General features: G+C 69.5%; 30 protein-coding genes. 19 read left to right on the top strand and 11 right to left on the bottom strand.

Features of this window, described 5'->3' with window-relative positions:
* Positions 1-64 precede the first annotated feature (64 nt).
* Positions 65-523, bottom strand: coding sequence for a thiosulfate oxidation carrier protein SoxY (soxY, locus tag Q0599_RS21735; RefSeq protein ID WP_298834385.1), 459 nt, complete (start codon positions 521-523; stop codon positions 65-67).
* A 167-nt stretch (positions 524-690) separates the two neighbouring features.
* Here soxY and Q0599_RS21730 point away from each other — a divergent pair, with 167 nt between their 5' ends.
* The 5 genes from Q0599_RS21730 to Q0599_RS21710 are packed head-to-tail and all read left to right on the top strand — an operon-like array spanning position 691 to position 3,617.
* A complete protein-coding gene (locus Q0599_RS21730; protein WP_298834382.1) occupies positions 691-918 on the top strand; it encodes a sulfurtransferase TusA family protein in 228 nt (75 codons plus the stop codon).
* A 3-nt stretch (positions 919-921) separates the two neighbouring features.
* The gene (locus Q0599_RS21725) at positions 922-1,392 is read left to right on the top strand and encodes a DsrE/DsrF/DrsH-like family protein (RefSeq protein ID WP_298834379.1); all 471 of its coding nucleotides are present in this window, start codon (positions 922-924) and stop codon (positions 1,390-1,392) included.
* Between the two features lie 49 nt (positions 1,393-1,441).
* Positions 1,442-2,317: a hypothetical protein gene (locus Q0599_RS21720; RefSeq protein WP_298834377.1), complete on the top strand. Its 876-nt coding sequence runs from the start codon at positions 1,442-1,444 to the stop codon at positions 2,315-2,317.
* A 24-nt stretch (positions 2,318-2,341) separates the two neighbouring features.
* The gene (locus Q0599_RS21715; RefSeq protein WP_298834375.1) at positions 2,342-3,460 is read left to right on the top strand and encodes a YeeE/YedE family protein; all 1,119 of its coding nucleotides are present in this window, start codon (positions 2,342-2,344) and stop codon (positions 3,458-3,460) included.
* Between the two features lie 19 nt (positions 3,461-3,479).
* Positions 3,480-3,617 (top strand): hypothetical protein, encoded by a 138-nt coding sequence (locus Q0599_RS21710; protein WP_298834372.1) that lies wholly within the window; start codon positions 3,480-3,482, stop codon positions 3,615-3,617.
* Between the two features lie 4 nt (positions 3,618-3,621).
* On the opposite strand, the gene Q0599_RS21705 is transcribed toward Q0599_RS21710, so the two are convergent.
* The 10 genes from Q0599_RS21705 to Q0599_RS21660 all read right to left on the bottom strand — a co-directional run bounded on the left by Q0599_RS21705 (position 3,622) and on the right by Q0599_RS21660 (position 10,133).
* A complete protein-coding gene (locus Q0599_RS21705) occupies positions 3,622-4,683 on the bottom strand; it encodes an Sfum_1244 family protein (RefSeq protein WP_298834369.1) in 1,062 nt (353 codons plus the stop codon).
* Positions 4,684-4,816: 133 nt separating this feature from the next.
* Complete coding sequence (locus Q0599_RS21700; RefSeq protein ID WP_298834366.1) at positions 4,817-5,260, bottom strand: hypothetical protein; 444 nt, start codon at positions 5,258-5,260, stop codon at positions 4,817-4,819.
* Positions 5,261-5,270: 10 nt separating this feature from the next.
* Entirely contained in the window at positions 5,271-5,489 is a 219-nt protein-coding gene (locus tag Q0599_RS21695; protein ID WP_298834363.1) for a hypothetical protein, read from the bottom strand.
* Between the two features lie 14 nt (positions 5,490-5,503).
* Complete coding sequence (locus Q0599_RS21690; RefSeq protein ID WP_298834360.1) at positions 5,504-5,815, bottom strand: S24 family peptidase; 312 nt, start codon at positions 5,813-5,815, stop codon at positions 5,504-5,506.
* On the bottom strand, positions 5,812-7,296 hold the full coding sequence (locus tag Q0599_RS21685; protein ID WP_298834357.1) for a 2Fe-2S iron-sulfur cluster-binding protein: 1,485 nt from the start codon (positions 7,294-7,296) through the stop codon (positions 5,812-5,814). The genes Q0599_RS21690 and Q0599_RS21685 overlap by 4 nt, the downstream gene beginning before the upstream one ends.
* A gap of 4 nt (positions 7,297-7,300) precedes the next feature.
* Positions 7,301-8,185, bottom strand: a complete 885-nt coding sequence (locus tag Q0599_RS21680; protein ID WP_298834353.1) for a TauD/TfdA family dioxygenase — start codon at positions 8,183-8,185, stop codon at positions 7,301-7,303.
* A 38-nt stretch (positions 8,186-8,223) separates the two neighbouring features.
* On the bottom strand, positions 8,224-8,835 hold the full coding sequence (locus tag Q0599_RS21675; protein WP_298834350.1) for a hypothetical protein: 612 nt from the start codon (positions 8,833-8,835) through the stop codon (positions 8,224-8,226).
* A gap of 111 nt (positions 8,836-8,946) precedes the next feature.
* Positions 8,947-9,276, bottom strand: coding sequence for a TusE/DsrC/DsvC family sulfur relay protein (locus tag Q0599_RS21670; RefSeq protein WP_298834347.1), 330 nt, complete (start codon positions 9,274-9,276; stop codon positions 8,947-8,949).
* Between the two features lie 19 nt (positions 9,277-9,295).
* Positions 9,296-9,913, bottom strand: coding sequence for a type I-MYXAN CRISPR-associated protein Cas6/Cmx6 (gene cas6, locus Q0599_RS21665; protein WP_298834344.1), 618 nt, complete (start codon positions 9,911-9,913; stop codon positions 9,296-9,298).
* A 1-nt stretch (position 9,914) separates the two neighbouring features.
* On the bottom strand, positions 9,915-10,133 hold the full coding sequence (locus Q0599_RS21660; protein WP_298834340.1) for a hypothetical protein: 219 nt from the start codon (positions 10,131-10,133) through the stop codon (positions 9,915-9,917).
* Positions 10,134-10,302: 169 nt separating this feature from the next.
* Here Q0599_RS21660 and dsrA point away from each other — a divergent pair, with 169 nt between their 5' ends.
* From dsrA to Q0599_RS21590, 14 genes are read left to right on the top strand one after another with little or no spacing between them, the layout of a single operon-like run.
* Positions 10,303-11,595 (top strand): dissimilatory-type sulfite reductase subunit alpha, encoded by a 1,293-nt coding sequence (gene dsrA, locus Q0599_RS21655; protein WP_298834337.1) that lies wholly within the window; start codon positions 10,303-10,305, stop codon positions 11,593-11,595.
* A gap of 12 nt (positions 11,596-11,607) precedes the next feature.
* Entirely contained in the window at positions 11,608-12,678 is a 1,071-nt protein-coding gene (gene dsrB, locus Q0599_RS21650; protein WP_298834334.1) for a dissimilatory-type sulfite reductase subunit beta, read from the top strand.
* A gap of 10 nt (positions 12,679-12,688) precedes the next feature.
* Complete coding sequence (gene tusD, locus Q0599_RS21645; RefSeq protein ID WP_298834332.1) at positions 12,689-13,048, top strand: sulfurtransferase complex subunit TusD; 360 nt, start codon at positions 12,689-12,691, stop codon at positions 13,046-13,048.
* Positions 13,049-13,051: 3 nt separating this feature from the next.
* Entirely contained in the window at positions 13,052-13,408 is a 357-nt protein-coding gene (gene tusC / locus Q0599_RS21640) for a sulfurtransferase complex subunit TusC (RefSeq protein WP_298834329.1), read from the top strand.
* A gap of 10 nt (positions 13,409-13,418) precedes the next feature.
* Complete coding sequence (gene tusB / locus Q0599_RS21635; RefSeq protein ID WP_298834326.1) at positions 13,419-13,718, top strand: sulfurtransferase complex subunit TusB; 300 nt, start codon at positions 13,419-13,421, stop codon at positions 13,716-13,718.
* Between the two features lie 16 nt (positions 13,719-13,734).
* On the top strand, positions 13,735-14,067 hold the full coding sequence (locus Q0599_RS21630) for a TusE/DsrC/DsvC family sulfur relay protein (protein WP_298834323.1): 333 nt from the start codon (positions 13,735-13,737) through the stop codon (positions 14,065-14,067).
* A gap of 31 nt (positions 14,068-14,098) precedes the next feature.
* Positions 14,099-14,827 (top strand): respiratory nitrate reductase subunit gamma, encoded by a 729-nt coding sequence (locus Q0599_RS21625; protein ID WP_298834321.1) that lies wholly within the window; start codon positions 14,099-14,101, stop codon positions 14,825-14,827.
* 12 nt (positions 14,828-14,839) lie between these two features.
* Positions 14,840-16,372 carry a sulfate reduction electron transfer complex DsrMKJOP subunit DsrK gene (gene dsrK, locus Q0599_RS21620; RefSeq protein ID WP_298834318.1) on the top strand — a complete coding sequence of 511 codons (1,533 nt, stop codon included), beginning with the start codon at positions 14,840-14,842 and terminating at the stop codon, positions 16,370-16,372.
* 21 nt (positions 16,373-16,393) lie between these two features.
* Positions 16,394-18,352, top strand: coding sequence for an NAD(P)-binding protein (locus Q0599_RS21615; RefSeq protein WP_298834315.1), 1,959 nt, complete (start codon positions 16,394-16,396; stop codon positions 18,350-18,352).
* Between the two features lie 16 nt (positions 18,353-18,368).
* A complete protein-coding gene (locus Q0599_RS21610; protein WP_298834311.1) occupies positions 18,369-18,785 on the top strand; it encodes a hypothetical protein in 417 nt (138 codons plus the stop codon).
* Complete coding sequence (dsrO, locus tag Q0599_RS21605) at positions 18,782-19,522, top strand: sulfate reduction electron transfer complex DsrMKJOP subunit DsrO (protein ID WP_298834308.1); 741 nt, start codon at positions 18,782-18,784, stop codon at positions 19,520-19,522. Before Q0599_RS21610 ends, dsrO begins: the two co-directional genes overlap by 4 nt.
* 2 nt (positions 19,523-19,524) lie before the next feature.
* A complete protein-coding gene (gene nrfD, locus Q0599_RS21600; protein ID WP_298834305.1) occupies positions 19,525-20,712 on the top strand; it encodes an NrfD/PsrC family molybdoenzyme membrane anchor subunit in 1,188 nt (395 codons plus the stop codon).
* Positions 20,709-22,157: a cobyrinate a,c-diamide synthase gene (locus Q0599_RS21595; RefSeq protein WP_298834302.1), complete on the top strand. Its 1,449-nt coding sequence runs from the start codon at positions 20,709-20,711 to the stop codon at positions 22,155-22,157. Before nrfD ends, Q0599_RS21595 begins: the two co-directional genes overlap by 4 nt.
* Entirely contained in the window at positions 22,142-22,495 is a 354-nt protein-coding gene (locus Q0599_RS21590) for a TusE/DsrC/DsvC family sulfur relay protein (protein WP_298834299.1), read from the top strand. Before Q0599_RS21595 ends, Q0599_RS21590 begins: the two co-directional genes overlap by 16 nt.
* Positions 22,496-22,506: the final 11 nt, after the last annotated feature.

The raw sequence follows: 22,506 nt of genomic DNA, 5'->3' as shown, positions 1-22,506 counted from the left end.
GTCGCCGGCGGCTTGAGCGCGGATGCGCATCGGGTCTGCCATGTCTTGCTCCTTGATCCGGCGCTCAGCCGCCACAGCCACCGAGGGTGACCTTGATTTCCTTCTGCGCAAAGAGCACCTTGTTGTCCGCGGTGATGGCCACCGCCATCACGTGGGACGACTGGCCCATCTTCACGCGCGTGGAGATGTTCGGCTCCACCGCGTCGGTGACATCGAACAGCGCAGCGAGCATGTTGGGGTTCTTCTCGACCAGCAGCAGCAGGCGCTTGACCCCTGGCAGCGTGCTGGCCGCACCGACCGGCACGACGGCGCCGTTCTCGGCGATGTCGGGACCGGTGATGGTGACGTCCTTGCTCTCGGCAGGGCCCGAGGTGCCCAGCGCCTTCATCAGGTCGCCCATGTTCTTGGCCTCGAAGGCGGCCTGCGACCAGGCAGCCTGGGCCGCCTGGGGCAGCAGCCCCAGCCCTGCCAGCGCGGCAGCCACGGACGCGCTGCGCGTCAGCATCTCTCGACGGGTGGACATGGATCAGCCTCCTGTGGCGTATGCGCCCTGCAACGTGTGGCGATGGTCGTCCGGCAGAGGCCGAAACCCCATTACCCAAATGGGCTATCGGGCCTCACCCATCGCGGTAATAGACGGTGGCACGACCCAGCCCCGCTAATAGGCGGGATAGTGCACTGGAGACTCGCATGAACTTCGACAAGGAATTCGACGCCTCGGGACTGGCCTGCCCGCTGCCCATCGTGAAGACCAAGAAATCGCTGGCCGACATGGCCTCGGGGCAGGTACTGCGCGTCATCGCCACGGACCCGGGCTCGGTGTGCGACATGGCCGCCTTCGCCGAGCAGACCGGCAACGCGCTGCTGCACTCGGGCTCCGAGGGCGGGAAGTACGTGTTCTTCCTGAAGAAGGCCTGACGCATGACCACCAAGAAGATGGCGATCATCGCCACCAAGGGTGCGCTGGACATGGCGTACCCGCCGCTGATCCTTGCCTCGACGGCGGCAGCGCTGGGTTGGGAAGTGCAGGTGTTCTTCACCTTCTATGGCCTGCAGCTGCTGCGCAAGGACCTCAGCGGCATCGCCATCAGTCCGCTGGCCAACCCGGCGATGCCGATGCCGGTGCCGATGCCGGTGATCGTCTCGGTGCTGCCGGGCATGCAGGCGATGGCCACCTCGATGATGAAGGCGAAGATGAAGAAGAAGGGGGTCGCCTCGCTCACCGAACTGCGCGATCTCTGCCTCGAAGCGGACGTCAAGTTCATCGCCTGCCAGATGACGGTCGACCTGTTCGAGTTCGAGAAGAGCGACTTCATCGACAACATCGAGTACGGCGGTGCCGCGACCTTCATGAAATTCGCCGGCGAGTCCGACGTCTGCCTGTTCATCTGAGCGCCCGAGCATCCCCGGCACGTACCGGGGTGCCACTGAGGAGACACGCTTGAAACGACTGCTCGCGGCGCTCGTCGCCCTGCTGCTCGCGCCCGCCTGCTTCGCCATCGGGCCCTACCTTTCCGGCGACACGCTGCCCGCCGGGGATCTGCCGTCGCTGATGACGCGCGTCGAGCAGAAGCTGCGCGACGACGGTTTCACCGTGATCGGCCGACACCTGCCGCGCGGTCTTCCCAAGCATGGCAGCGTGATCGTCACCGACGCTGCGCTGCTGCAGTCGATCCGCGCCGCCGGCGGGACGGCCATTCTGGCCGCGCCGATCCGCGTGGGCGTGCGCAGCGACGGTGCCGTGTCGTACATGAATCCCGACTACTGGGGGCGCGCCTACCTGCGCGGCGGCTTCGAGGCCGCGCAGCCGGCGCTGCGCTCGGTGCGCACGCGGCTGGCTCACGCGCTGGGTGCCGGCGCCGCCTTCGGCGGCGACGTTCCGGAGGCGGACCTGCCGAACTACCGCTACATGTTCGGCATGGAGCGCATCGACTCGCAGCGCAACGAACTGAATGCCTTCGCGAGCTTCGACGAGGCGCTGAAGACGGTGCGTACCCAGCTTGCCCAGAGCGCCGGCGGCACCGCCCCGGTCTACGAGGTGGTGATGCCCGACGCGAAGCTGGCGGTGCTGGGCGTGGCGCTGAACGACCCCGAGCAGGGGGAAGGCTGGTGGGTCGGCACCATCGGCCCCGACCACGTCGCCGCCCTGCCCTACGAGATCTACATCGTCGACGGCAAGGTCTACTCGCTCTACGGCCGCTACCGCATCGCGCTGTCCTGGCCGGCGCTGGGCATGGGCCAGTTCATGCGCATCGTGCGCGCGCCCGACGTGATCCATGAAACTATGGGCCGGCTGGCCGGCGCATCGGCGCGCTGAGCGGCCACACGCAGGGAGAAAACGATGGACCTGGCCAGCAATCCCGCCACCGTGGTCGTCTGGGGCGGCTTCGCGCTCGCCTTCCTGTTCGGCGCCATCGCCAACAAGGCCAACTTCTGCACCATGGGTGCGGTGTCCGACGTGGTCAACATGGGCCACTGGGGCCGCATGCGCATGTGGCTGCTCGCCATCGCGGTGGCCGTGCTCGGGGCGAATGCACTGGCGCAGGCCGGTCTGGCCGACCTCTCCAAGAGCATCTACCAGCGCACCACGCTGAACTGGCTGTCGCTGGTCGTCGGTGGGGCGCTGTTCGGCGTGGGCATGTCGCTGGCCGGTGGCTGCGCGAACAAGAACCTCATCCGCGTCGGCGGGGGCAGCGTGCGTTCGCTGGTGGTGCTGACCTTCCTCGCCATCTCGGCCTACATGACGCTCAAGGGCCTGTTCGGCCAGTGGCGCGCAGCCTGGCTCGACCCCGTCTCGATCGACCTGGCGCGCTTCGGCTGGAAGGACCAGAGCCTCGGCTCGCTGCTGGCCGGCGCGGGGATCGCTCCGGCGACGGCGCGGCTGGCATCGATGGGCGCGATCGGCCTGGCGCTGCTGCTGTTCGTCTTCAAGGATGCGCGATTCCGCGCCAACCCGACGCAGTGGCTGGCCGGCATCGCCATCGGCGTGCTCGTCACCGGTGGCTGGTACGTCTCCGGCCACCTCGGCTTCGGCGAGAACCCGGACACGCTGGAGACCGGCTACTTCGCCACCAACACGCGCACCATCGAGTCGCTGAGCTTCGTCGCGCCGCTGGCCTACGGCCTCGAGCTGCTCCTGCTGTGGACCGACAAGTCGCTGCACCTGAGCTTCGGCATTGCCACTGCGCTGGGCGTGCTCCTCGGCTCGGGCGCCTGGGCGCTGGCCACGCGCAGCTTCCGCTGGGAAGGCTTCGCCTCGATGGCCGACCTGCGCAACCAGCTCGTCGGCGCGGTGCTGATGGGCTTCGGCGGCGTCACCGCGATGGGCTGCACCGTCGGCCAGGGCCTGTCGGGGGTGTCGACGCTGGCGATCGGCTCCTTCATCGCGCTGGCAGCGATCGTCGCCGGCTCGGCGGCGACACTGAAGTACATCACCTGGCGCGCCGAGCGCGAAGCCTGAGCGACGCGGAGGGCGGGGCTTGGTCGGCCGCCTCGTCGCCCTGCGCGACGTCGGTGCAGTGCGCGAACGCCTGGCCGAGCGCTGTCCGCAGGACATGGCGACGGATTGCACGCCCGGGCAGCTCGGCAGCCCGATGACGATCGGCCAGCCCGAGTGAGGCTTCAGCGCCGGCACACGGCCGGCGGCGCGGTCAGCAGCGCGGCAATGGCGGCACTGGCCTCCGCGCCGCGCTCGGCGTGCAGGGCCAGCGCCTGCTCGGCCAACGTCATGAAGTGCGCCTCGCCCAGGGCGCAGGCCTGGCGCAGTGACGCACCGTCGTCGCCGCCGCGCCAGTCGCGATAGGCCTGCTTGAGCCCCGGGAACAGCGTCTCGCGGATGCCGTCGTAGCCGGCAAACCAGAAGTGGATGGACGTGGCGGCGCCGCGCTCGAGCAGGGCGGGCAGCGTCGTCGTCAGGTCGGCAAGGTGGTCGCGCACCGCACGCACGTGCAGGTCGGCGCGGCGGTCCTGCAGGTCCAGCCGCATCGCCGCCCACGCCGGCCCCAGGCGGCGTCCGGCACGGTGCTCGCCGATCTCGTGCAGGATCAGCGTCTCGCCCTGCTCGTCGAGCATGCGCGGCAGGCCGGCGCGGAAGTCGTGCTCCAGGCCGTAGGCTTCGGCCACCGCCTTGAACGGCCCCGCGGCGCGCTTCAGGCCGAACACCTCGAACTTCTCCCACAGCCAGCGCGCCATCGACTCGCGGCGCAGCACGATGGTGTCGCCGCTCAATGCCGCCGGCGGCGCGAACAGGCCACGCGCCCATTCGCGCCCGCACACCCGCACGACCAGGCGGTCCGCAACCTCGCGCGTCTCCTCCAGTTCGGCAACGAAGAAGCCCGGGCGGTCCGCACCCAGCCAGCCGGCGCCGTAGACGCTGCCCTGCGGCATCAGCACCGCGTTCATCCCGTCGGTGTCGAAGGCATCGAGGGCGTCATCGCCAACACCGGGCAGACGCAGGAACTCGCGGCCCTCCAGCTGGGCCCACAGCGCCTCGCGCCGGGCGATCCAGGCGCCGATCTCGCTGCGCGCCAGCGGCGCGTCCAGCGGCAGGCCGCGCTCCCAGCGGTGGAATTCGCGCATCTGCAGCAGGAAGGTGCACAGGCTGAGGTCCTGGGCGTGCGTCGCGTCGGCGATGTGGCAGTTCATCTGCACCGCCTCGACCAGCGCTGCCGGCGGCCGGTTCATGCCAGTCCCTCGCGCGACGAGGACGTCGCTCGACGCCCAGGCGCCACGCGGGGTCCCGCCGTGGCCCTCGAGGTGCGAGCCGGCTTCGCAGCCGCTCGGCGCCCGGCCCCCCCGACGTGACGCGACGGCGAACTCACGGCGCCGTCCCCTTGTGACGGCGCCGCGGCTGCCACGCGGCCATGGCCTCGACGAGCCGCTGCCAGGGCAGGTCCATCAGGCTGCCGTGGCGCTCGTGCGCCAGGCCGACCAGTCCGTGCACGTCGGGCGTCGGCGCGTCGAGCAGGCCGCGCAGTGCCGTCAGCCCGCCGCACTGCAGCTGCAGCGCCCGGACATGCACCAGCGGCGCCGGCGGGCGCGGCAGGCGCAGCGCGAAGCTCGCACGCTCGCGCATCAGCGCGGCCAGCGTGCCGCAGTTGGCGTGCGCCACCGGCGAACTGCAGCTCAGCACGTCGGCCTCGCCCACCGACTGGCGCACCGCCAGCTCGCAGCGTGCCGCATGCGCGAGCAAGGCCTTGGTGAACACGCAGGCCGACGCGCCGTGGCAACACGACGTGGCGGCGGTCTCGCGGCCGTCCATCGAGGTCACCTCAATCGTCGCCCGACGGGCCCGCCTCGCGCACCTGGCTCAGCAGGTCTTCGGCCTGCAGCTCGTTGTCGGCGAACATCACCTTCACCTTGCCCGGCGTGCCCGGCGGGTCGGCGGCGCGCAGCGCCTTGGCCGCCGCCGAAGCCTCGCGGAATCGTTCGTGCTGCTCGAGCTTGCGCAGCACGCCCAGCGGCATGACGCGGTAGATGTAGTAGGGCATCGTCGATCCCGGCTTCAGAGGTAGCTCTTCGAGGCGCGCCGCCGGCCCGGCCGCGCCTTCTGGATGACCACGCCGCGCACCGCCGAGAGATCGGCCAGCGGGTGCGGTGGGAACGCGGGGTGCAGCGCCTCCAGCCGCCAGCCGCCTTCGTGCCGGCGCAGTTGGCGGAAGATCCACTCGTCGCCGAGTTGCGCGAGCACGAAGCTGCCGTCGCGCAGCGCGCCGTCGGGCTCGACGATGATGATCTCGCCCTCCTCGAACTCCGGCGTCATGCTCTGGCCGAGCACGCGCAGCGCGAAGGCCTCGGCGCCGCTGCAGTCGCTCATGCCGAGACCTCGGTGTGGATCTGGCCTGCCGGCACGCCGCTGGCGCGCAGCTCGTCGTGCAGCACCTGCACGAAGACCTCCGGGCCGGCGAGGTAGAAATCGCAGGCGATGTCGAACAGGTCGGCCCGCATCGCCTGCGCCATCTGGCGCGCACCGGCGGCGATGTCGCTGTGGTAGGTGAGCTGGTGCTCGAAGCTGTCAAGGGCGGCGGACCAGGCGCGGCACTGGTTGGCCATGAAGTGGCCGTCGGGGCGCGTGGCCAACCAGAACAGCGACAGCGATGGCGCCTCGTCGCGCGCCAGCGCATGCTCGATCAGACTCTTCACCGGCGCGAAGCCGAGGTCGCAGGCGGCGAACACCAGCGGGCGCTCGCCGCTCTCCAGCACGAACTCGCCCAGCGGCCCCCACAGGTCGACCGACGTGCCGGGCTGCAGCCGGCCCCCGAACACCTGGCGCGCGAAGCCGTCCTCGTCGTCACGGCCGACGATGAAGTGCAGGTTGCGGTCGTCGCAGGGGCAGCTCGCCACCGGCAGCGTGCGGTGCAGGTCCTCGGCGTTGCCTTCGCCACCGCTCAGGCCCAGCGTGACCGACTGTCCGGCGAGGAAGCGCAGCCGGTGGCTGCGCGGCGTCTGCAGGTGCACCAGGCGCGTGTCCGGGCCGAGCTCGCGCACCTGGCGCAGCGTGGTGACGATCTGCTGCGGCGCGATGTCCTGCGGGCCGCTGGCCTCCAGCGTCTCGATGGTCAGCTCGCTGCTCGCCGCGGTGTGGGCGCACAGCAGCGTGTAGCCCTGCGCCTTCTCGGCCTCGGACAGCGGGTAGTCGCAGTGCTGCACGCGTGCCACCTCGCCGTCGATGACGCGCACCTTGCACATGCCGCAGGTGCCGTTGCCGCAGCCGTAGTTGAGCTTGAGCCCGGCGCGCAGCCCGGCCTGCAGCAGCGTGTCGTGCCCTTCCACGCCGAACTGGTGGCCGCTCGGGCGCACCGTCACCTGGGCACACATCACCTTGAGCATGTCGTCCATCACGTCCAGCCGGTCGACGGATTCGGTGGCCAGCACGCGCGCCAGGCCCGTCGTCGCCTGGTGCGCCAGCCGCTGCAAGGCCTCGTCGCCGGGCGCGGCCTCAGACTGCGCGCGCGCCGCGTCGCGCAACTCCAGCACCAGCGCGTGGTAGCGCTGCAGGTGGCGGCGCAGGTCGGCGAGTTCCTGGCTTTGGCGGAACAGGCGCTGCGCCAACACCTCCTGGCTGGGCAGCAGGCGCTCGCGCACGCGCCGTCCGAAGGCCTCGTCCTTGAGCTGCGCCACCCGCTCGAGCATGCCGCCGTCCTCGATCTGCGCCAACGGGTACAGGCGCAGCAGCGATTCGGTCGAGATCAGGCCGTCGCTGATCGGCAGCTCGCCGCTGCGCACGCGCTGCTGCAGCACGCCGCGCGGCACGCCCACCAGGTGGGCGGCGCGCCAGACGGTGAGCCATTGGGACATGGCTTCAACCCCTCGTCGCCACTCTGTCGAGAAAGCGCGCGCGGTACAGCAGCCGCGGCCGCAGCGGGTCGTCGACGAAGGCCTCGCGATCGTGCAGCACGTTGTTGCACACCAGGCCCATGCCCGGCTCCAGGCGCACGCGCAGCACGTGCGGCGAGTCGGCGAGCAGCGCCTCCAGCGCGGCCACCGCGGCACGCGTGGCCGGGGTGTCCTTCCACTCGATGCTGCGCGTGCGCGCCGTGTAGCGCATGTGCAGCCGGCCGCCCTCGTCGACGCTGAACACCGGGCCGCTCTGCGCCGCCCGGGCCACGCCGCTTTCGTCGGTGCGCGCGGGTATGGTCATCGCGTCGGGCGCCATCAGCGCGCGCACATGCGCGGGATCGGCGTCGCGCAGGGCGAGGTAGGCGAGTTCGTGGTCGAGCAGCCGGTTGGCGCCGCCGCCCGCCGCCGGCCGCACGCAGTGCAGCAGCATGCCGCGGATGACGCGCTCGGCCGGGTGGTAGTAGCCATCGGTGTGCCACTTGATGGCGCGGTTGGTGTAGGGGATGAAGGCCGCTGCCGGCCCAGCCCCCTCGCGCACCGTGATCGGCGAGATGCCGTCCTCGTCGGCCAGCCAGTTGGCGTCCAGCCTCAGCAGGCCGAGCTGGCGGCCCAGCGCGCGCGGCAGTGCCGCGTCGGGCTCGCCGGCCGGTCCGCGGTAGATCGCCATGTTGAAACGCGCGCAGCGATCGAGCAGGGCGTCACGCTCGGCCGCACTGAGCGCGCACGGGTCGCGCACCTCGACCAGCAGCGCCTCAGCGCCGCTCGGCGCGTCGGCGAGCTTGGCCTCGCGCCAGACACGCCAGGCGCGCTCGTCGTCCAGGTCGAACGGGTTCCCCTCGATCGACATCGCGCGTTCCACCGCCACGGCCGCACACGCCCCCATGCTCACTCCCCGCTCGTCGAAGCTCGCCGCGAGCGCCGCGGCTCGGTGGAGAACACGCCGTCCATCGCGCGCCGGAGCATGTCCACCACTTCCGGCACCTCGGCAGCCATCACCTGGTCGATCACCCAGCGGCGGTCCTTCTCGGGCACCATGGCCTCCAGACGGTGCCCCAGGTAGCGCACGAAGCCGAAGTCCGGCCCCTCCTGCTCGTTCCAGGCGAACTCGGCGTAGTGCTCCGACAAGGTGTTGAACTGCTCGATGAAGCGCTCGGCATAACTCTCGCCATCGATGGGCCCGAGCAGGTCGCCCTCGTTCTCCTGCAGCAGGTCGGCGGTGCGCAGCACCAGCGCGGTGGTGAACGGCGTGCGCGCGTCGGCGCCCAGGCGGGCATAGGCGATGCGGTCGGCGCCGGCGAGCAGGAACACCAGCACCTCGCGCATGAAGCCGAAGTAGGCTGGCCCGGCGTCGATGTCGAAGCCCGCCTCGCGCATGCGCTTGAGCATGTGGCCGGCAATGCGCCAGGCCATGAAGGCGATCGCGCTGGCGTTCTGCGCCGGGCTCTTCGCCTGCTCGGGCTTGAACCAGTGGGCCTTCAGGCGCGGCGGGGTGGCCATGAGCTCAGCTCCGTCGGCGGGCCGTGCCCGGCCGGCGGTACGCCGTCGGCCCGGCGTGGTGGCCTGTTCGCGGCCCACCGGGGGCTGCAGACGACGGCCTGGAGGCGAACATCAGTAGCCGCCCTTTCCGAGCGGCTGCGGCAGGCCGGCGACCTTGGCGCCCTGCTTGGCCGGTCCGACCGGGAACAGGTCGTACAGCGCCTTGCTGTCGCAGCCCGGCAGGACGTCGCCCAGGCCCTTGAGCATGTTGCGGAAGTTCGGCGTGTGGCCGTGCTCGCGGTACTCGTCGCGCAGGTAGTTGACGACCTTCCAGTGGTCGTCGGTCAGCGTGATGTTCTCGGCCGCGGCGATCACGCTCACCACCTCGTCGCTGAAGTCGGGCTCCAGCAGGTAGCCCTGGTCGTCGGTCTCGAGTTCGCGGCCGTTCACGGTATAGCTCATCGCTTCGTCTCTCCTGAGGTCACTCCAGATCTCCCACGGCGGCGGCCGACTTGTGCGGCACGAACACACCGCAACCCATCCAGCGGTGCGCGCCCAGCCCCTGCTCGAGCACGCGCAGCGCACCCGCCTCCCGCAAACCATGCAGCATCAGGCTGTAGCCGTGCAGCGTGCGCGAAGGGCCTCGCAACTGCTGCTCGCGCCCGCAGACGCGGTGGCAGCGCACCTGCAGCCGCTCCAGCTCGTCGCCAACCGCCGACAGGAAGCCGGCCTCGTCGGCTTCGCCGGCGTCGACGAAATGGGCGTACAGCGTGGCATGCGGCAGCAGCTCGCGCCGCTGCGGCGGCCCGAGCCGGATCTCGCAGCCGCCGACCGTCAGCGTGCGTCCGGCCAGCGCCTGCGCGCCCGTCACGCCCTCGCGCGACACTCTCAGCGTCAGACGCGCACGCGCCGACAGCAGCGCCGGCTCGCCCGAGCCGTGCACCAGCTTGACCGGGTGCACCGCCACCTGCGGGTCGTCGGCGAGCGCAGGCAGCGCCTCGGCCAGCGCCTGCGCCAGCAGCCAGCGGTGGTCGCGCGGCAGGGCGTGGCCGTGCAGCGGGAAGATCAGGTCGACCATCGTGGCAACAGGGGCTTCCATCTCAGGCCGCCCCTTGCTGGGACTCCGCCCAGCGCAAGAGCGCCCGCCCCCAGTCCGCCGCGGTCCGCGCATCGATCTCGAACACGGTGAAGCGGCTCTTCTCGCGGATGCGGGTGCGCAGCAGGCTCATGCCGCCGCCCTCGTAGTCGATCTGCTGCAGTTCGATCTCCTGCCCGCCCAGGGGCACGCGCAGCTTGTCCAGCGGTGTGACGCGGGTCATCCACTTCTCCGGTTGACAGGCATTGGGCGCGGCCCGCCCCGGCAGCGTCTATCACCGCGTCGGGTAAGCACCGGATAACCCATTCGGGTAGGTCCGGCGCACCCAACCGGAGTGATGGCGCGCGCCCGGTGCGCTACCTAGGATGCATCCACTCCAAGGAGACATGCCCATGGCCAAGAAGATGCACGACACCCCGATGCTCGACGAACTCGAGACCGGACCCTGGCCCAGCTTCGTCACCGGCCTGAAACGGCTGGCGAAGGACAAGGACTACATGGTCGACCTGATGGGTCAGCTGGAAACGTCCTACCGCACCAAGAAGGGCTACTGGAAGGGCGGCACCGTCGGCGTGTTCGGCTACGGCGGCGGCGTGATCCCGCGCTTCACCGAGCTGAAGGACGAGAACGACAAGCCGATGTTCCCCGACGCAGCCGAGTTCCACACGCTGCGCGTGCAGCCGCCGGCAGGCATGCACTACAACACCGACGTGCTGCGCAAGATGGCCGACATCTGGGAGAAGCACGGCTCGGGGCTGATCGCCTTCCACGGGCAGTCGGGCGACATCATGTTCCAGGGCGCCACCACCGCGAAGGTGCAGGACGCCTTCGACGAGCTCAACGAGCTCGGCTTCGACCTCGGCGGCGCCGGCCCGGCGGTGCGCACCTCGATGAGCTGCGTCGGCGCGGCACGCTGCGAGCAGAGCTGCTACGACGAGGCGAAGGCACACCGCCAGGTGATCAACACCTTCCTCGACGACATCCACCGCCCGGCCCTGCCGTACAAGTTCAAGTTCAAGTTCAGCGGCTGTCCGAACGACTGCATGAACTCGATCCAGCGCTCGGACATGGCCGTCATCGGCACCTGGCGCGACAACATGCGCACCGACGAGACCCTGGCGCGCAAGTGGTTCGACGCGCACGGCATGAACGAGCTGGTCAACAACGTGATCTCGCGTTGCCCGACCAAGACCATCATGCTCAAGGAGGTCAAGGACGTCGCCCAGGGGCCGACCATCTCCAGCGTGAAGATCAGCGACACCCACGCGCTGGAGATCGACAACAGCAACTGCGTGCGCTGCATGCACTGCATCAACGTGATGACCGGCGCGCTGGCGCACGGCACCGACACCGGCGCGACCATCCTGATCGGCGGCAAGCGCACGCTGAAGATCGGCGACCTGATGGGCACCGTGGTGGTCCCGTTCATGCCGCTGAAGACCGAGGAAGACTACGAGGCGCTGGTCGAGCTGGGCCAGAAGGTGATCGACTTCTTCGCCGAGAACGCGCTCGAGCACGAGCGCACCGGCGAGATGATCGAGCGCATCGGCCTGGTGAACTTCCTCGAGGGCATCGGCGTGGACATCGACCCGAACATGGTGGCCACGCCGCGCACCAACCCCTACGTTCGCACCGACGGCTGGGACGACGAAGTCGCCCGCATCAATGCGAAGAAGTCAGCCTGAGGAAGCGAGAGCATGGCCACGATGCGCACCCCGATCGAGAGCGGCGTTCCGGACAACCGGCAATACCTGCACCCCGCGCTGCTGAAGAACTACGGCAGCTGGCGTTACCACGACCGTCCGCGGCCCGGTGTGCTGCACCACGTCGCGCACAGCGGTGACGAGGTGTGGAGCGTGCGCGCCGGCACGCAGCGGCAGATGGACGTCTACACCATCCGCAAGCTCTGCGACATCGCGGACCAGTACGCCGAAGGCCACGTCCGCTTCACGATCCGCAGCAACATCGAGTTCATGGTCTCCGACCCCGCCAAGGTCGAGCCGCTGATCGAGGCGCTGACGAAGGCCGGCTTCCCCGTCGGCGGCACCGGCAACTCGGTGTCGATGATCGCCCACACCCAGGGCTGGCTGCACTGCGACATTCCCGGCACCGACGCCTCGGGCGCGGTGAAGGCGCTGATGGACGACCTCTACACCGAGTTCATCCGCGAGGAGATGCCCAACCGCGTGCACCTGTCCACGTCGTGCTGCGAGATCAACTGCGGCGGCCAGGCCGACATCGCGATCATCGTGCAGCACACCAAGCCGCCGAAGATCAACCACGACCTGGTGGCCAACGTCTGCGAGCGCCCTGCGGTGGTGGCGCGCTGCCCGGTGGCGGCGATCCGTCCGGCGCTGGTCAACGGCAAGCCCTCGCTGGAGGTCGACGAGAAGAAATGCATCTGCTGCGGCGCCTGCTACCCCCCGTGCCCGCCGATGCAGATCAACGACCCGGAGCATTCCAAGCTGGCCATCTGGGTGGGCGGCAAGAACTCCAACGCGCGCGGCAAGCCGACCTTCATGAAGATGGTCGCCTCCGGGCTGCCCAACAACCCGCCGCGCTGGCCCGAGGTGTCGGAGGTGGTGAAGCGGATCCTCTACACCTACAAGGAAGATGCCCGCTCCTGGGAGCGCATCTCCGACTGGGTGGAGCGCATCGGCTGGCCGCGCTTCTTCGAGAAGTGCGACCTGCCCTTCACCAAGTACCTGATCGACGACTGGCGCGGTTCGCGGGCGAACCTGAACGCCTCGACGCACATCCGCTTCTGAGGACGCAGCGATGAAGTTCGGCATCCTCGTCAGCGAGGGCCCCTACACCCACCAGGCGGCCGACAGCGCCTGGCAGTTCTGCCAGGCGGCCATCGCCAAGGGCCACGAGATCCACCGCGTGTTCTTCTATCACGACGGCGTCTACAACGCGACCCGGCTCACCGAGCCTCCGCAGGACGACCGCCACATCGTCAACCGCTGGTCGGCGCTGAAGGAGCAGCACGGCGTGGACCTGGTCGTCTGCGTCGCCGCCGCGCTGCGCCGCGGCATCAAGGACGAGGTGCTGGCGCCGGGCTTCCGCATCAGCGGTCTCGGCCAGCTGGTCGACTCGGGCATCAAGGCCGACCGCATGGTCACCTTCGGAGACTGAACGATGAAGAAGTTCATGTTCGTCAACCGCAAGGCCCCCTACGGCACCATCTACGCGCTGGAGAGCCTGGAGGTGGTGCTGATCGCCGCCACCTTCGACCAGGACGTCAGCCTGGTCTTTCTCGACGACGGCGTCTACGAGCTCGCCAAGGGCCAGGACACGCAAGGCATCGGCATCAAGAACCACTCGAAGACCTATCGCGCGCTCGACGGCTACGACGTCGAGAAGCTCTACGTCGAGCGCGAGTCGATGGAGGCGCGCGGCCTGAGCGAAGACGACCTGATCGTCGACGTCGAGGTGCTGTCCAGCACCGAGATGGCTGCGCTGATGGCCGAGCAGGACGTGGTGCTGAGCTTCTGAGGACCATTCCATGCTGCACATCGTCAACAAGTCGCACCGCCAGACCCGCTCGCTGGAAAGCTGCCTGCGCCTGGCGCAGGACGGCCACGCGCTGCTGCTCATCGAGGACGGCGTCTACGCCGCCACGACCGGTGGCGCCACCTCGGCCGGCCTGGCCGAGGCCATGAAGCGCCTGAAGGTCTACGCGCTCAGGCCCGATCTCGAAGCCCGCGGCGTCGCCGCGGCCCTGGTCGACGGCGTCACCGCCGTCGACTACACCGGATTCGTCGACCTCGTCGCCGAGCATCCCAACAACCAAACCTGGCTCTGACCCCTAGGAGAACGCCATGCCCATCGAAGCCAACGGCAAGACCTACGAGACCGACGAGGAGGGCTACCTGGTCAACCTCGCCGAATGGAACGAGGACGTGGCCAACGTCATCGCCAAGAGCGAGAACGTCGAGATGACGCCCAACCACTGGGAGGTCGTCAACTTCCTGCGCGACTACTACAACGAGTACCAGATCGCCCCGGCGGTGCGCGTGCTGACCAAGGCGATCGGCAAGCAACTGGGCCCCGACAAGGGCAACAGCAAGTACCTCTACGAGCTGTTCCCCTACGGCCCGGCCAAGCAGGCGTGCAAGATCGCCGGCCTGCCCAAGCCGACCGGCTGCGTCTGAGCCGGCGCACGCCACGCTGGAGCAGCACCGCATGTCCGTGCTCACCATCACGTACGCCTTGCTGTTCTACGTGGCCACCGCGGTGCTCGTGGTCGGACTCGCCTTGCGCATCCGGCTCTACCTGCGCACGCCGGCACCGCTGAAGATCCCCACCACCCCGGCGCCGACCAGCGGCACCGGCGTGGTGCTGCGCATGGCGCGCGAAGTGCTCTGGTTCGAGAGCTTGTTCAAGTCGAGCAAGTGGACCTGGGCGTTCGGCTGGCTGTTCCACGCCGCGCTGCTGCTGGTGTTGCTGCGCCACGTGCGCTACTTCCAGGAGCCGGTGTGGGCGCCGATCGTCTTCGTGCAGTTCTTCGGCACCTACGCCGGATTCGCCATGGCGGCGGGGCTGGCCGGGCTGTGGGCGCGGAGGGTCCTCGTCGACCGCGTGCGCTACATCTCCACGCCGTCGGACCATCTGCACCTCGCGCTGCTGCTGGCCATCGCGGCTTCCGGCCTGCTGATGCGTTTCGTCACGCACACGGACATCGTCGCGCTGAAGGCCTTCATGCTCGGGCTGATGCGTTTCGACTGGCAGCCGCTGCCCACCGATCCGCTGCTGCTGCTGCACCTCACGCTGGTGGCGCTGCTGATGATCGTGTTCCCGATCAGCAAGCTGCTGCACGCCCCTGGCCTGTTCTTCAGCCCGACGCGCTACCAGGTCGACAACCCGCGCGACGCGCGGCATGTCGCGGCCTGGGCAGCCGCTCTCGACAAGTGATCCGCTGACGCCATGGCCACCGCCGCCTTCGAGACGCCGAAAGTCAAGCCCTACCCGGTGATCCCGCTGGTCGCCGAGGGCGCGATGGCGCACAGCAAGCCCTTCATCGCCTCGGCAGCGATCCAGCAGAACATCGGCTTTCCCGGCGAGCTGGCCGAGGGCTGGGAGCAGCGCGCCATCGCCAAGATGGGTGAACTGCTCGGCAAGTACCGCAGCCTGCAGGTCTACATGGACGCCTGCGTGCACTGCGGCGCATGCTCCGACAAGTGCCACTACTTTCTCGGCACCGGCGACCCGAAGAACATGCCGGTGGCGCGCCAGGACCTGATGCGCGCCGTCTACCGCCGCTACTTCACCTTCGCCGGCAAGCACTTCCCCAAGCTGGTCGGCGCGGTCGACCTGACGAAGGAAGTGCTGGACGACTGGTACGCCTACTACCACCAGTGCTCGGAGTGCCGGCGCTGCTCGGTGTTCTGCCCCTACGGCATCGACACCGCCGAGATCACCATGGCCGCGCGCGAGATCATGGACTCGGTGGGCGTCGGCCAGAAGTACGCCAACGAGATCATCGGCAAGGTCCACCGCATCGGCAACAACCTCGGCCTGCCCGCCCCGGCGCTGGAAGACACGCTGCTCGGCCTGGAAGAGGACGTCAAGGAAGACACCGGCGTCGACGTGCGCTACCCGATGGACGTGCAAGGCGCCGAGGTGCTGCTGATCACGCCCAGCGCCGACTTCTTCGCCGAGCCGCATGTGGAGAGCCTGATCGGCTACGGCAAGGTCTTCCATGCCGCTGGCATCAGCTGGACGCTGTCGAGCAAGGCCAGCGAGGCCGGCAACTTCGGCATGTTCATCGGCAACTACGAGCAGTTGCGCAAGATCGCGCTGCGCATCCGCGAGGCCGCGCTGGAGCTCGGCGTCAAGCGCATCGTGGTCGGCGAGTGCGGTCATGCCTGGCGCGTCGCCTACAGCTTCTGGAACACGCTGGTGGGCATCGGCGCCGGCGGCACCGACCCCTTCGCCATCCAGCTGCAGAGCCAGCTCGACGGGCGCTACAAGCAGCCGATGCACATCTGCGAGCTGACCTGGGACCTGATCGAGCGCGGTGCGCTCAAGTTCGACAAGGAAAAGAACGACGACCGCATCATCACGTTCCACGACTCGTGCAACGTGGCGCGCGCCTCGCGCATGGGCGACCTGCCCGGCGGCCAGTTCGTCATCCCGCGCAACATCATCAAGGCGGTGGCGAACCGCTACCACGACATGGCACCGGGCACCATCCACGAGGCCACCTTCTGCTGCGGCGGCGGGGGCGGGCTGCTCACCGACGACCTGATGGAGCTGCGCGTCAAGGGTGCGCTGCCGCGCATGGAGGCCCTGCAGCAGGTGGTCGACCAGCACGGCGTGAACTTCATGGCCACGATCTGCGCCATCTGCAAGGCGCAGTTCAGCAAGGTGCTTCCCTACTACGGCTTCGACATGAGCATGGTCGGCGGCGTGCACCAGCTGGTGAGCAAGGCGATCCGGCTCGGCGAGCCGCACTGAAACGATTTCGAGGAGACAAGCATGTCCGCCCCAGCTGATTCGGTGAAGGCCCAGCCGCTCACCTTCCGCCGCTACAAGGACGGCGACTACAAGCCCAAGCGTTGGCAGGACGAGATCTTCGACGCCGACCACTCGCACAAGTGCCCGACCTACATCCAGAGCACGCCGCCCTGCCAGGGTTCGTGCCCCTCGGGCGAGGACATCCGCAGCTACCTCAACATCGTGCGCGGCATCGAGAAGCCGCCCGCCGGCATGCCCTGGCAGGAGTACGCCTGGCGGCGCCTGACCGAGGCGAACCCGCTGCCTTCGGTGATGGGCCGCGTCTGCCCGGCGCCCTGCGAATCGGGCTGCAACCGCAACGAGGTGGAAGACTTCGTCGGCATCAATTCGGTCGAGCACTTCCTCGGCGAGTACGCGATTGCCAACAAGCTGGCCTTCCGCAAGCCCGAGAAGCTCACCGGCAAGAAGGTGGCGGTGATCGGCGGCGGCCCGGCCGGCCTGTCGACCGCCTACCAGCTGGCGCTCAAGGGCCACTCGGTCACCATCTTCGACGAGCGCGCCGAACTCGGCGGCATGATGCGCTACGGCATCCCCGGCTTCCGCACGCCGCGCACCGTGCTCGACGCCGAGATCCAGCGCATCCTCGACCTCGGCGTCACGGCGCGCATGAGCACGCGCATCGGCACCGACATCACGATGGAGCAGATCCGCGCCGACTTCGACGCGGTGTTCCTCGGCCTCGGCGCGCAGGCCGGCCGGCCGCTGCCGGTGGAAGGCTCGGACGCGCCCAACGTCGTCACCGCCACCGCCTTCCTGAAGGCCTTCAACGACGGCCGCATGCGCCATGTCGGCAAGCGTGTCGTCGTGGTCGGCGGCGGTGACACCTCGATCGACGTCGCCACGGTGGCGCGCCGCCTCGGCCACATCGAGCAGATGCGCGAGAGCGACCGCCCGGAGCACGCCATCGCCGGCGTGGTGGCGCACGACGTCGCCGCGGTGTCGGCGCGCCAGGGCGCCGACGTGACGCTGACCTCGATCTTCGCGGTCGACAAGATGCAGGCCAGCCGCCACGAGGTGGAGCACGCGCTGGCCGAGGGTATCGCCATCCGCGGCGGCTACGCGCCGGTGAAGGTCATTCGCGATGCCAGCGGCCGCGCCACCGCGCTGCGCGTGATCCGCTGCGAGGCGAAGATCGCCGGCGGCCGGCTGGAGATCAAGAACATCGAAGGCAGCGAGGAAGACATCGAGGCCGACCTGATCGTCTCGGCGATCGGCCAGGCGGTCGACTTCACCGGCATGGAGTCGCTGAACAACGGCAAGGGCGGCATCGCCGCCGACAAGAACTACCAGGTGCAGGGCCAGGCCGGCATGTTCGTCGGCGGCGACGTCGTGCGCCCGCACCTGCTGACCACCGCGATCGGCCACGGCGCGATCGCCGCCGACGGTATCGACCGCTTCCTCGCCGGCGAGCCGCTGGACAAGCGGCCGAAGATCGACGTGCACACCTGGGACATCCAGCGCAAGCTGATCGAGAAGGGCCTGACGGTCAGCGAGGTGCACGAGCCGATCCGCGGCACCGACAGCACCAACGTCGCGATCCACAACTTCGACAATCGCTCCGACCGTTACGTGATCCCGCACGAGGAACTGTTCCTCGGCCACTTCCAGTACACCGAGCGGCACCGCCGCAAGATCGTCACGCTCACCGCCGAGCAGGCGCTGAACAACTTCGAGGAGCGCGTGCTGCCGCTCACCGAGGCCGAGGCGCAGGCCGAGGCCAAGCGCTGCATGAGCTGCGGCCTGTGCTTCGAGTGCGACAACTGCGTCGTCTACTGCCCGCAGACGGCGGTGTTCAAGGTGCCGAAGTCGAAGTCGACGACCGGCCGCTACGTCGATACCGACTACGACAAGTGCATCGGCTGCCACATCTGCAAGGACGTCTGCCCGACCGGCTACATCCAGATGGGGCTGGGGGAGTAGCACTGTGCATTGCAGCGTGCTGTGCCAGGTGCAGCGCCATCCGCTGGCGCTGGCGCTCGCCGTCGTGCTGGTGATCGCCGCCGGCGCCGCGGTCGCCGGTGAACCGGCCGGCCGCACGCCGAAGCCGGCAATCGAGCCGGCCAAGGCCGGCACGCAATGCGTGGCCGCGCCCGAGGTGATGCGGCGCGACCACCCCGCGATGCTCAAGCACCAGCGCGACGTCACGGTGCACCGCGGCGTGCGCCAGGCGCGCGACAGCCTGCAGGGATGCGTCGACTGCCACGCCAGCGCGGCCACCGGCAGCGTGGCGCAGGCGAAGACCGACTTCTGCAGCAGTTGCCACTCCTATGCGGCGGTACAGATCGACTGTTTCGAGTGCCACGCCAGCAAGCCCGCGCAGCGCACGGCCAGCGCGAAGGCCGTCAAGCCATGACCAAGGGTTCGACCGAAGCGCTCGCCGGGCGCCGCAAGTTCCTCGGCCTGGCCGCGGCCGGCGCCGGCGGCGTGCTGCTCGCCCCGGGCATCCACCTGATCGAGATCGCCCACGCGGCCACGCCGGCAGTGACGTCGAAGGTGCGCTGGGGCCTGCTGATCGACACGACGAAGTGCGCCAGCGGCTGCACCGACTGCGTCAGCGCCTGCAACACCGAGAACGGCCTCGACCCGACGCCCTCGCCCACCTCGGCACAGTGGATCCGCAAGGTCGAGATCAAGGAGATCAAGACCGGCCGGCAGGCCTCGCTGCCGGTGATGTGCCAACACTGCGCCGAGCCGCCCTGCGTCGACGTCTGCCCGACCGGCGCCTCGTTCAAGCGCGCCGACGGCATCGTGCTGGTCGACCGCCACAGCTGCATCGGCTGCCGCTACTGCGTGATGGCCTGCCCCTACAAGGCGCGCAGCTTCGTGCACGAGCCGCTGACGAACCAGAAGCCCGACGTGCCGCGCGGCAAGGGCTGCGTGGAGGGCTGCACGCTGTGCGTGCACCGCGTCGATCGCGGCGGCACGCCCGCCTGCGTCGAGGCCTGTGCCAAGGCCGGCCACGAGGCGATGCTGTTCGGTGACCTGAACGACCCCGACAGCGCGATCTCCCGGCGCATCCGCGACATCGCGACGCGCCAGCTTCGCGCCGACCTGAAGCTCGATCCGGGCGTGCGCTACGCAGGACTGTGAGCATGGACCGCCAGGAATTCCAACGCATCGAACCGCGCGCCTTCTGGGCGCTGCTGGCCGTCGGCGGCGCCATCACGCTCGCCGGCCTCGCGGCCGCACACACGATGGAGGTGCACGGCCACGCCATCACCGGCATGACCAACCAGGTGGTGTGGGGCCTGCCGCACGTGTTCGCGATCTTCATGATCGTCGCCGCCTCGGGCGTGCTCAACGTCGCCTCGATCGGTTCGGTGTTCGGACAGAGCGCCTACAAGCCGCGCGCGCCGCTGTCGGGCCTGCTCTCGCTGGCCCTGCTGGCCGGTGGCCTGATGGTGCTGATGCTCGACCTCGGCCGGCCCGACCGCGTCATCGTCGCTGCGACGCACTACAACTTCACGTCGGTGTTCGCCTGGAACGTGTTCCTCTACTCGGGCATGGCGGCCATCGTCGCCCTCTACCTCTGGACGATGTTCGAGCGGCGCATGAACCGCTACTCGAAGGCGGCGGGCATCGCCGCGCTGGTCTGGCGCTTCGCGCTGACCACCGGCACCGGCTCGATCTTCGGATTCCTCGTCGCCCGCCAGGCCTACCAGTCGGCGGTGCTGGCACCGCTGTTCATCGTGCTCTCGTTCGCCTGGGGGCTGGCGGTGTTCCTCATCGTGCAGTCGACCATGTACGCCTGGAACGGCCAGACCCTGCCCGAGGCGGTGCGCGCGCGCATGGCGCGGCTGCTCGGCGTGTTCGTCGCGGCGGCGCTGTACCTCGTCGCCGTCTACCACGGCACCAACCTCTACTTCGCCCGGCAGGGCGACTTCGAGGCCTTCGTCCTGCTCGGTCGCGGCGATGCGCTCGGCGTCTTCCCTGCGCTGTTCTGGGGCGGCTACGTGCTGCTCGGCGCATTGCTGCCGATGGCCCTGCTGTTCCACCCGCGCGGCGTCGGGCCCAACGCCATGCTGCTGGCCAGCGCGATGGTGGTGGCCGGAGCCTTCGCGCTGCTGTTCGTCTTCATCGTCGGCGGTCAATCCTTCCCGCTGGAGATCTTTCCCGGCCACGAGGTGTCGAGTTCGTTCGCGGACGGTTCGGTGGAGCTGTACATGCCGCGCTGGCCGGAATGGCTGCTCGGACTCGGCGGGCTCGGCGCGGCCTTCGTGCTGACGCTGATCGGCGTGCGCGCGCTCGACGTGCTGCCGCAGGACGAGCTCAAGCCATGAGTCTGGCAGCCCTGCTCGTCTCCGCGGCGCACAAGTCGTCGGGAAAGACGACGGTGACGCTGGGCCTGGCCGCGGCGCTGGCGGCGCGCGGCCACGTCGTGCAGCCGTTCAAGAAGGGGCCGGACTACATCGATCCGATGTGGCTCTCGCTGGCCGCCGGACGGCCCTGCCTGAATCTCGACCCGCACCTCATGGCGGCGTCCGAGATCGAGGGCACCTTCGCGCAGCGCATGGACGGCGCCGGCATCGGCCTCGTCGAGGGCAACAAGGGTCTCTACGACGGCCTCGCCCTGGACGGCAGCAACAGCAACGCGGCGCTGGCGCGCCAGCTCGGCCTGCCGGTGCTGCTGGTGCTGGACGCGCGCGGCATGACGCGCGGCATCGCGCCGCTGATCCTCGGTTACCAGGCCTTCGACCGCGACATCCGCATCGGCGGCGTGATCCTCAACCGCGTCGGCGGCGCGCGCCACGAGGCCAAGCTGCGCGCGGTGATCGAGCACTACACCGACGTGCCGGTGCTCGGCGCGGTGCCGCAGGATGCGCGGCTGGAACTGGTGGAGCGCCACCTCGGCCTGATGCCCGACCGCGAGCTGGGCGATGCACCGCAGCGCGTGCGCGCGATGGGCGAGCTGATCGCCGAACGCGTGGACCTCGACCGCGTGCTGGCGCTGGCGGCATCGCGCACGTGTGCGGAGCCGGCCCTGCCCGCGCCGACCGCGCCGGCGCGCCGCGCCGGCGCCCCGCTGCGCGTCGGCATCGCGCGTGACAAGGCCTTCGGCTTCTACTACCCCGACGACCTCGACGCCCTGGTGGCCGAAGGTGCCGAGCTGGTGCCCCTGGACACGCTGGCCGACCGGCAGCTGCCACCGGCGCTGGACGGCCTGTTCATCGGCGGCGGCTTCCCCGAGCTGTTCATGGCCGAGCTGGAAGCCAACGTCTCGCTGCGCACGTCGCTGCACCGCGCGATCACCGAAGGCCTGCCGGTCTACGCCGAGTGCGGCGGCCTGATGTACCTGGCGCGCACGCTGAACTGGAACGGCCGCAGCGCGCAGATGGTCGGCGCCATTCCCGGCGACGTGGTGATGCACGAGCGGCCGGTGGGTCGAGGCTACGTGCGCGTCGAGGAGACCGCGGATTTCCCGTGGCGGGACGCCGCGTCGCCGCCGTCGGTGCGCCTCGGCCACGAATTCCACCACTCCAGCCTGGAGAACCTCGACCCGTCGGTGCGCTTCGCCTACCGCGTGCAGCGCGGCCATGGCATCGACGGTGCGAACGATGGCGTGCTGGTGCACCACGTGCTGGCCTCCTACGCCCACCTGCGCCACACCGCCGGCAACGACTGGCCAAGCCGCTTCATGGCCTACGTGCGCCGCGTGCGCGACGCCGCCCACCGGCCGCTGCCGCGGCCCCTGCCGACCGGAGAAGCTGCATGGTCGAGACGCTGAGAGACGCCATCCGTGTCGGCGAGAAGCTGATCGAGATCGATTCCGAGGGCTATCTGCTTCGCCTGTCGGATTGGTCGGAGGATTTCGCCCGCGCGCTGGCCCAGCGAGAGGGCCTCGAGCTGACCGAGGCGCACTGGGAGCTGATCCGCTTCCTGCGCGCCTACTGGAACGAGCATGGCGTACAGCCGCAAGTGCGCGTGATGATCCGCCACTTCAGCGACCGCTGGGGCGCGGAGCGCGGCAGCAACCATCACCTGCACGAGATGTTCCCGCGCGGCGGGCCGCAGAAGCAGGGCAATCGCCTCGCCGGCCTGCTGCGCACCAAGGGCGAACACTGAAGGACCCGACA

It is taken from the genome of uncultured Piscinibacter sp. (genome assembly GCF_937952055.1).
GTDB lineage: Bacteria > Pseudomonadota > Gammaproteobacteria > Burkholderiales > Burkholderiaceae_C > Piscinibacter.
Note: the sequence above shows the minus strand (reverse complement) of the source record. Positions and strands in the feature narration are given on the sequence as shown.